At 71.4% G+C, this 4312-nt stretch carries 6 protein-coding genes, 2 tRNA genes and 1 pseudogene; 2 read left to right on the forward strand and 7 right to left on the reverse strand.

The window, feature by feature from the left end:
* Both AB0K09_RS30295 and AB0K09_RS30300 read right to left on the reverse strand, forming a co-directional pair.
* A pseudogene (locus AB0K09_RS30295) lies at positions 1-413 on the reverse strand (hypothetical protein); the annotation flags it as partial.
* Positions 413-991, reverse strand: a complete 579-nt coding sequence (locus AB0K09_RS30300; RefSeq protein WP_366068614.1) for a DUF4365 domain-containing protein — start codon at positions 989-991, stop codon at positions 413-415. The gene AB0K09_RS30300 and the pseudogene AB0K09_RS30295, both read right to left, overlap by 1 nt.
* Before the next feature lie 167 nt (positions 992-1158).
* Here AB0K09_RS30300 and AB0K09_RS30305 point away from each other — a divergent pair, with 167 nt between their 5' ends.
* Positions 1159-1884, forward strand: coding sequence for a 3'-5' exonuclease (locus tag AB0K09_RS30305; protein ID WP_366068611.1), 726 nt, complete (start codon positions 1159-1161; stop codon positions 1882-1884).
* A 64-nt stretch (positions 1885-1948) separates the two neighbouring features.
* Here the strand turns inward: AB0K09_RS30305 and AB0K09_RS30310 are convergent.
* From AB0K09_RS30310 to AB0K09_RS30325, 4 genes are all read right to left on the reverse strand, one after another.
* Positions 1949-2020 (reverse strand) — tRNA-Val (locus AB0K09_RS30310).
* A gap of 62 nt (positions 2021-2082) precedes the next feature.
* Positions 2083-2544, reverse strand: a complete 462-nt coding sequence (locus AB0K09_RS30315; RefSeq protein ID WP_366068615.1) for an SRPBCC family protein — start codon at positions 2542-2544, stop codon at positions 2083-2085.
* Between the two features lie 64 nt (positions 2545-2608).
* A tRNA-Val gene (locus AB0K09_RS30320) sits at positions 2609-2683 on the reverse strand.
* 67 nt (positions 2684-2750) lie between these two features.
* On the reverse strand, positions 2751-3221 hold the full coding sequence (locus AB0K09_RS30325; RefSeq protein ID WP_366068612.1) for a TIGR02611 family protein: 471 nt from the start codon (positions 3219-3221) through the stop codon (positions 2751-2753).
* Between the two features lie 201 nt (positions 3222-3422).
* Between AB0K09_RS30325 and AB0K09_RS30330 the strand changes: the two genes are divergently transcribed.
* Positions 3423-3836 (forward strand): SsgA family sporulation/cell division regulator, encoded by a 414-nt coding sequence (locus AB0K09_RS30330; RefSeq protein WP_004002642.1) that lies wholly within the window; start codon positions 3423-3425, stop codon positions 3834-3836.
* A gap of 151 nt (positions 3837-3987) precedes the next feature.
* On the opposite strand, the gene AB0K09_RS30335 is transcribed toward AB0K09_RS30330, so the two are convergent.
* Positions 3988-4173: a hypothetical protein gene (locus tag AB0K09_RS30335; RefSeq protein ID WP_366068613.1), complete on the reverse strand. Its 186-nt coding sequence runs from the start codon at positions 4171-4173 to the stop codon at positions 3988-3990.
* Positions 4174-4312: the final 139 nt, after the last annotated feature.

The following is a 4312-nucleotide window of genomic DNA, read 5'->3' on the forward strand; positions in this document are numbered from 1 at the left end:
GTGCGGAGTCGTTCCTGGGCGTGCCAGGCGGCGGCGGGGGCGCGGGGGTCGGGGATGTGGCGTTGCCAGTGGATCTCGTCGCTGGGGGTGCGGAGGGCGATGAGGACGGCCTGGGCGGAGGGGTGGGGGGTGTGGTGGAGGGCGGTGAGGGCTTCGGTGAGGAGGTCGGTGCTGTCGGGGAAGGAGGGGTCGGCGGGGAGGAGGAGGCTGGTGCCGGAGCCATGGGGCGGGGTCCAGCGGCTGTACCTGCCGGGGGTGCCGCCGCGGCGGTGCCAGCCGTGGCGGGCGAGGAGGGCGGCGAGGACGGCGGGGTCCGGGAGAGGGCCGGGGGCGGGGCGGGTGGGCAGGGGGTCCCGGTGCTGGTGTCCGTCGCGGGGGTCCCGGGGGTCCGGGTGGTCGGGGGGCCGGTGCATCAGGGTCTCCCTCCGGATCCGACCCGCGTCATGATCTCGCAGAGGGCGCGGTCGTCGAAGACGCGTGCGGTGGGGATGCGGACGGTGGTCCTGCGTCTGCCGGTGACGGGGTGTCCGGCGAGGTTGGTCCAGTAGCAGCAGTGGCGCAGTTCCAGGTGGTCGTGGTGGGCGCGGAGCCAGTCGTCCTGGGTCCTGGGGGCGATCATCACGACGAGGATCTTGTGTACGGAGGCGGGGGTGCGGGCGAGTTTGGTGAGGTGGTCGTTGTCGAGGGTGAAGGGGAAGGTGGGGCCGGGTGGGCGGGGGCCCAGCTGGTGGGTGCACTTGAGCTGGACCTTGATGGTGACCTCGTCGTCGGTGGTGTGCCCGGGGGCGCTGTGGCTGACGTGCCAGTCGATGCCGTGGTCGGGGAAGGGCTGGGCGAGGGTGCAGCCGGCTGCCGCGGCGACCGCGTGGAGGTAGCCGATCTGGAGGGTCTCCATGCAGGCGGTGGTGGCGAGGGCGCCGCGCCGCGCGGGGGTGGGCCGGGGGTGCGGGCCGCTCGCGAGGGGGGCCGGGTCGGGCTGCGCGAGCACCATGTCCGAAACCTTCGGGGGCTGGCCGGGTGCTGGTCCGTACATCTGTGTTGTCTCCATACGAACTCCCTGGCAAACGGGGGCGGTTCGGGCGGTGGGGTGGCCGGGTATTCACCCTGTCGGGGAGGGGTAAACACGCCAATCGCCCGGCGAGTGCGAGGAGTTGTGACATGCCGTGCTGGTTCGAGGGTCCGCTCGCCGCCTTTGACACGGAGACGACCGGGGTCGACGTGGAGCGGGACCGGATCGTGTCGGCGGCCATGGTGGCGCAGTCGCAGGCGGGGGGTCCGCCGATGGTGACGCGTTGGCTGGTGAATCCGGGGGTGCCGGTGCCCGAGGGGGCGACGGCGGTGCACGGGCTGACGGACGGCTATCTGCAGTTGCACGGCCGGTGGCCGGCGCCGGTGATGGAAGAAGTGGCGCGGGCGCTGGCGGGGTATGCGGCGCGGGGGATTCCGCTGGTGGTGATGAACGCGCCGTTCGATCTGACGTTGCTGGACCGGGAGTTGCGGCGGCACCGGGCGTCGTCGCTGGCGGCGTATCTGGGGCCGTCGCCGTTGTGCGTGCTGGATCCGTGGGTGCTGGACCGGCATCTGGACCGGTATCGCAAGGGGCGGCGGACGCTGTCGGATCTGTGCGCGCACTACGGGGTGGAGCTGACGGGTGCGCACGACGCGGCGGCGGACGCGCTGGCGGCGCTGGAGGTGGTGCGTGAGGTGGGGCGGCGGTTCGCGTCGCGGCTGGAGCGGCTGAGTCCGGCGGAGTTGCACGCGCGGCAGGCGGTGTGGCACGCGGCGCAGGCGCGGGGGTTGCAGGCGTGGTTCGCGCGGAACGGCTCGGAGGAGCAGTGTGATCCGGCGTGGCCGTTGCGCCCGGAGCTGCCCGCTGTCGCGTGAGCGCCAGGGGGCGTACAACGCACGAGGCCGGTCCGTCTGTTGACGGACCGGCCTCGTCGGCGTGTGGGCGATACTGGGATCGAACCAGTGACCTCTTCGGTGTGAACGAAGCGCTCTCCCGCTGAGCTAATCGCCCGGGATCCTCCTGGGGTCTCCCCCGGGAACGCACTGAACAATACAGGTGGTGGCGGCGTTCCTTCAAATCTCCCGTCGCCGGTGCTCCAGGCGGGAGCGCAGTCCGCGGCGTCCGCCGCGCATGGCCCAGGTGTGTGCGGCGACGAAGAGGGGTCTGGCCGGTACGGCCCAGCGCCTCAGGAGGGGTTTGCGGGCCTCGACCTCCTGCCGGAACCGGGCGGTGCTGCCGTGCGGTCCGCGGGGTTCGACGGTCCAGCGGGCCCAGCCCTCGAGATCGCCTTCCACGGCGCATTCCAGGACGCGGCGGTGCGGGTCGGCGCGGGTCTCGCGGAGGGTGAGGCGGAGGTCGTACGGGAGGAAGGAGCGCAGGCGGAGATTGCCGCTGGTGGGGCCGGTGCGTTCGGTGGCGCGGATCTGGGGCCACCAGTCGGGGTAGTCGTCGGCGGCCGCGAGGAGGGCGTAGACGGTGTCGGGCGGGGCGGGGAGCACCCAGGTGCTGCGGAAGCGGTAGCGGTGCAGGGCCATGGGGTCAGCGCACACGGAAAGACCGAGGGTCCGCAAGGGGTGAACCTTGCGGACCCTCGGTCCGTGGTGGGCGATACTGGGATCGAACCAGTGACCTCTTCGGTGTGAACGAAGCGCTCTCCCGCTGAGCTAATCGCCCGGGCGCAGGGAAAACATTACCGCATGTCAGGGCGTGTTCCGAACCGCCCCGGGCAGGGGCGGCGGGGTCAGCCGGCGAGGCTCCAGGGCGGGCGGGGGCCGTAGGTGGCGAGGTAGAGGCCGACGAGCGCGCCGATGATCGCGAGTCCGGCCGTGGTGAGGATGATATTGCGGCGGCGGACCCTGGGGTCGAGGGCGCGCTGTGCCGCCTCGGTGACCTTGCGCTTGGTCCAGCGCAGGACGAGCTGGGCCCAGACGAACTCGGTGGCCCAGATGGCCATGCCGGCGAAGATCACGAGCCAGCCGGGGCCGGGCAGGGGCAGCATGATGACGCCCGCGACGACGACGGCGAGGCCGACGACGAAGACGCCGGCCTGCCAGCTCAGATGCAGGGCGCGGGAACGCCTGATGAAGCGGGGGGCCCGCGAGCCCAGCCCCGCCGTGTCGCCGGCCGTGCTTCCGGCGGTCTCGCCGGGCGTGTCCCCGGTGCCGGTCCGGCCCGTGGCGCCGGTCCGCTGCTCGTCACTCTCCGCGTTCATACCGTCCAACGTAGCGGACTTGCCGGAAATCGCCGGAACTCACCGGATCGGCGGTAGACGCGGTGAGAGCACTGAGCCGTCCGAGGTATCCGAAGAGCCTCAAAACGGTCAGAGGGGTTTACAACGGCACCGTAGGTGGCATGTCGATTTCGCCGACGTGCGAATCCCCGAGCGCACACTGAGCGAAAGGCCTTGGCGCTTATGAACACCACGGTCAGCTGCGAGCTGCACCTGCGCCTCGTTGTGTCGAGCGAATCCTCACTGCCTGTACCCGCAGGCCTGCGGTACGACACGGCCGACCCTTATGCCGTGCACGCCACCTTCCACACCGGAGCCGAAGAAACCGTCGAGTGGGTCTTCGCCAGGGATCTGCTGGCCGAGGGCCTGCACCGGCCGACCGGCACCGGAGACGTCCGAGTCTGGCCGTCCCGCAGTCACGGTCAGGGCGTCGTCTGCATCGCCCTGAGCTCGCCGGAGGGCGAGGCCCTGCTGGAGGCGCCGGCCCGGGCGCTGGAGTCGTTCCTGAAGCGGACGGACGCCGCCGTTCCGCCAGGCACCGAGCACCGGCACTTCGACCTGGATCAGGAGCTCTCGCACATCCTGGCCGAGAGCTGAGCCCGGGCCGGAGCTGATCCGGGACGCGCCCGGCCCACTCGGGGAGGCCGCGCGTCACATCTCGCATACGGCATGGCACGGCGCCGCCGCCGCGGATCCACCGCGGCGGCGGCGCCGTCGTCGTGGTCGCCGGCCGGTCGCCGGCGGAAGCTCACCAGCGGTACAGGTCGTGTATCGCGGTGAGGAGGATGAGGGTGGCTATGAAGGTGAGGAAGAACATCAGCGGCGGCTGGGACAGTGCGAAGAGGCAGCCTCGCTGCTCCTCGGAGAGGTCCGCGAGGTCCGTGAGGTCCGCGAGCTCGGTGATGTCGTTGATCGGGGCTGGTTCGTCGTTCATCTTCGGCAGATGATGGCGCAGCCGGCGGTCCCGTTGCCCTCAACACACACTCTCGGGCGGGGAGTTCATCAGATCCCGTGTTTCTTGAGGATCGCCTCGATGTCCGAGAAGTCCTCGGTGTCACCGGCCGGGGGCTTCG

Origin of the sequence: Streptomyces sp. NPDC049577, assembly GCF_040675635.1 — a bacterium.
Lineage (GTDB): Bacteria > Actinomycetota > Actinomycetes > Streptomycetales > Streptomycetaceae > Streptomyces.

What these genes read in the sequence shown, in the direction of transcription:
- AB0K09_RS30335 (WP_366068613.1), bottom strand. Translation starts at nt 4,173, where the DNA reads ATGAACGACGAACCAGCCCCGATCAACGACATCACCGAGCTCGCGGAC.
- AB0K09_RS30315 (WP_366068615.1), bottom strand. Translation starts at nt 2,544, where the DNA reads ATGGCCCTGCACCGCTACCGCTTCCGCAGCACCTGGGTGCTCCCCGCC.
- AB0K09_RS30305 (WP_366068611.1), top strand. Translation starts at nt 1,159, where the DNA reads ATGCCGTGCTGGTTCGAGGGTCCGCTCGCCGCCTTTGACACGGAGACG.
- AB0K09_RS30330 (WP_004002642.1), top strand. Translation starts at nt 3,423, where the DNA reads ATGAACACCACGGTCAGCTGCGAGCTGCACCTGCGCCTCGTTGTGTCG.
- AB0K09_RS30300 (WP_366068614.1), bottom strand. Translation starts at nt 991, where the DNA reads ATGGTGCTCGCGCAGCCCGACCCGGCCCCCCTCGCGAGCGGCCCGCAC.
- AB0K09_RS30325 (WP_366068612.1), bottom strand. Translation starts at nt 3,221, where the DNA reads ATGAACGCGGAGAGTGACGAGCAGCGGACCGGCGCCACGGGCCGGACC.